This window comes from Streptomyces sp. UNOC14_S4, from assembly GCF_020740835.1.
Classification (GTDB): Bacteria; Actinomycetota; Actinomycetes; order Streptomycetales; family Streptomycetaceae; genus Streptomyces.
The window spans coordinates 1-2,297 of record NZ_JAINFC010000801.1 but is presented as its reverse complement, the minus strand read 5'-3'; the positions used below and the strand labels follow the sequence as shown (position 1 = coordinate 2,297).

Genomic DNA, 2,297 nt, shown 5'->3' with positions numbered 1-2,297 from the left:
GACCTGACGGGGGTGCGGCCGGGTGAGGCGGTGGGGCTGCGGGGCATGGGGCTCAACTTCTTCGACTACATGATCCTCCTGACCGAGGGCCGCGGCGGCCGGTTCACCCGGGCGGCGCCGGGCTCCGACGGGCTGGTGTACCACCGGTCGGGGCGGGAGCCGGTGCTCCACGCGGGTTCGCGGCGGGGGGTGCCGTATCACGCGCGCGGTGAGAACCAGAAGGGCCCGTGGGGGCGGCACGAGCCGCGCTTCCTCACGCCGGACCTGATCGGCACCCTGCGGGAACGGGCCCGGTGCGGCGGCACTTCGCTCGAATTCCGGCGCGACGTCTGGCCGCTGATCACCCTGGAGGTGCTGGCGGTGTACCACGCGGCCCTGGTCGCCGAGCGGGGGTCGCCCGGCGACCGGGACCGCTTCCTCCGGCAGTACCTGCCCGCGGTGGCGAAGGACGAGGCCGCGGGGGAGACGGTGCTTGACGACTTCGGGATCCCTCCTGGTGACCGGTGGGACTGGGAACGGCTGGCCCGGCCGTACGGCGGGCGGTCGTTCGCCGACCACGCCGAGTACCGCGCGTGGCTCCTGGACCACCTGAAGGCCGATGTCGCCGAGGCGCGGCGCGGCAATGTGGACAGTCCGCTCAAGGCGGCGGTGGACGTCCTGCGGGACCTGCGCAACGAGATCCGGCTCGCCGTCGATCACAGCGGGCTGACCGGCCGCTCCTACCGCGACGAGCTGCAGGGCTGGTACACCCCGCTCAACGCCTTCCTGTCGATCGGGCCGCCGGCCCGGCGGGTCGCCGAGGCGGTCGCGCTCGTCGAGGCCGGGGTGCTGCGGGTGATGGGGCCGGGGCTGCGGGTCGGGACCGAGCCGGGCGGCGCGGGCTTCCGGCTGTCCTCCGACACCGTGCCCGGGGGCGCGGTGCGGGCCGGGACGCTGATCGAGGCCCGCATGCCGGAGGTGGACATCCGGCACACCACCGACCCCCTGATCGGTCATCTGATGGCCGCGGGCCAGTGCCTGCCGTACCGGATCCCCGACGGGCCGGGGCGGTTCCACCGGATCGGAGGGCTGACCGTCACCGGGCCGCCCTACCGGCTGGTCGACGCCCGCGGGCGGGTCCATCCGCGGCGCTTCGCGTTCGGCGTGCCCACCGAGGGCGTGCACTGGGCCACCGCCGCCGGGGTCCGCCCCGGGGTGAACTCGGTGATCCTCGGCGACGCGGACGCGATCGCCAGGGCGAGCCTGCGCGCCGCGCACACGCCCGACGCGGCGCCCGTACCTTGTCGCAACCGGATCACTTGGACGCGAAGAACGTGAAGAAGCCGAAGACCCTGAAGCCCCTGAAGAAGAGGTATGCCGTGCCGAGGTTGCCGCTCACCGGAAAGTCGTTACGCCTGGCGAGGTTGTCACGGGCGGCCGACGACCGTTTTCTCTTCGTCCCACTGGACCACTCCGTTTCCGACGGCCCCATCTCCACCGTCGCCGGTCTCTCCGCGCTCGTGGAGGACATCGTCGAGGGGGGTGCCGACGGCATCGTCGTGCACAAGGGGAGGGCGCGGACGATCCCGCCACGGCTGCTGACGCGGTGCGCGCTGGTGGTGCACCTGAGCGCGAGCACGGCGCGCGCGCCGGATGTCGATGCCAAGGTCCTGGTGGGCGAGGTCTCGGAGGCGGTCCGGCTGGGTGCCGACGCCGTCAGCGTGCACGTCAATGTCGGGTCGGACACCGAGGCGGCACAGCTGGCGGATCTCGGTGCCGTCGCGGCGGCGTGCGACCGGTGGGGGATGCCGCTGATGGCCATGGTGTATCCGCGGGGCCCGCGCGTCAGCGCCCCGGCGGCACCCGAGTTGCTCGCCCACGCCGTCAACATCGCGGCGGACCTCGGGGCCGATCTCGTCAAGACCGTGCTCGCCTCTCCGCCGGAGCGTATGGCGGAGGTGGTCGCGAGCTCTCCGCTGCCGGTCGTCGTCGCGGGCGGCGGCGGTACGGACGTCGGCCTCGCCGACTTCGCCGCGGCCGCGCTCGGCACCGGCTGCCGCGGACTGGCGGTGGGGCGGCGGGTGTTCAGCAGCCCGTCCCCCCGGGAGACCGTCCGCGAACTGGCCACGATCGTCCACGGCCGCCGGCTCGCCCCTGGGCCGGCGGCATTACCTCAGACGGCAGGAGCACTGTCAACTACCTGGCCCTGAAGGGCCAGGCTTGCAGGCAGAGTGAGACGTGATGCCCCACTGTGGTTTCCTGCGTCCGGTACCGCTAGGCGGTACTGGGGCGGTTGACTGCGCCCCGCTGCCACGCGG

The 2,297-nt window shown here is 73.6% G+C and carries 1 protein-coding gene and 1 pseudogene; both read left to right on the top strand.

Annotated features, from left to right (window positions below; translation table 11 throughout):
- Positions 1 to 1,317 (top strand): annotated as a pseudogene (locus K6I34_RS35895) (FAD-binding protein); the annotation flags it as partial.
- A 41-nt stretch (positions 1,318 to 1,358) separates the two neighbouring features.
- A complete protein-coding gene (locus K6I34_RS35890) occupies positions 1,359 to 2,189 on the top strand; it encodes a 2-amino-3,7-dideoxy-D-threo-hept-6-ulosonate synthase (RefSeq protein ID WP_374231112.1) in 831 nt (276 codons plus the stop codon).
- Positions 2,190 to 2,297 lie beyond the last annotated feature (108 nt).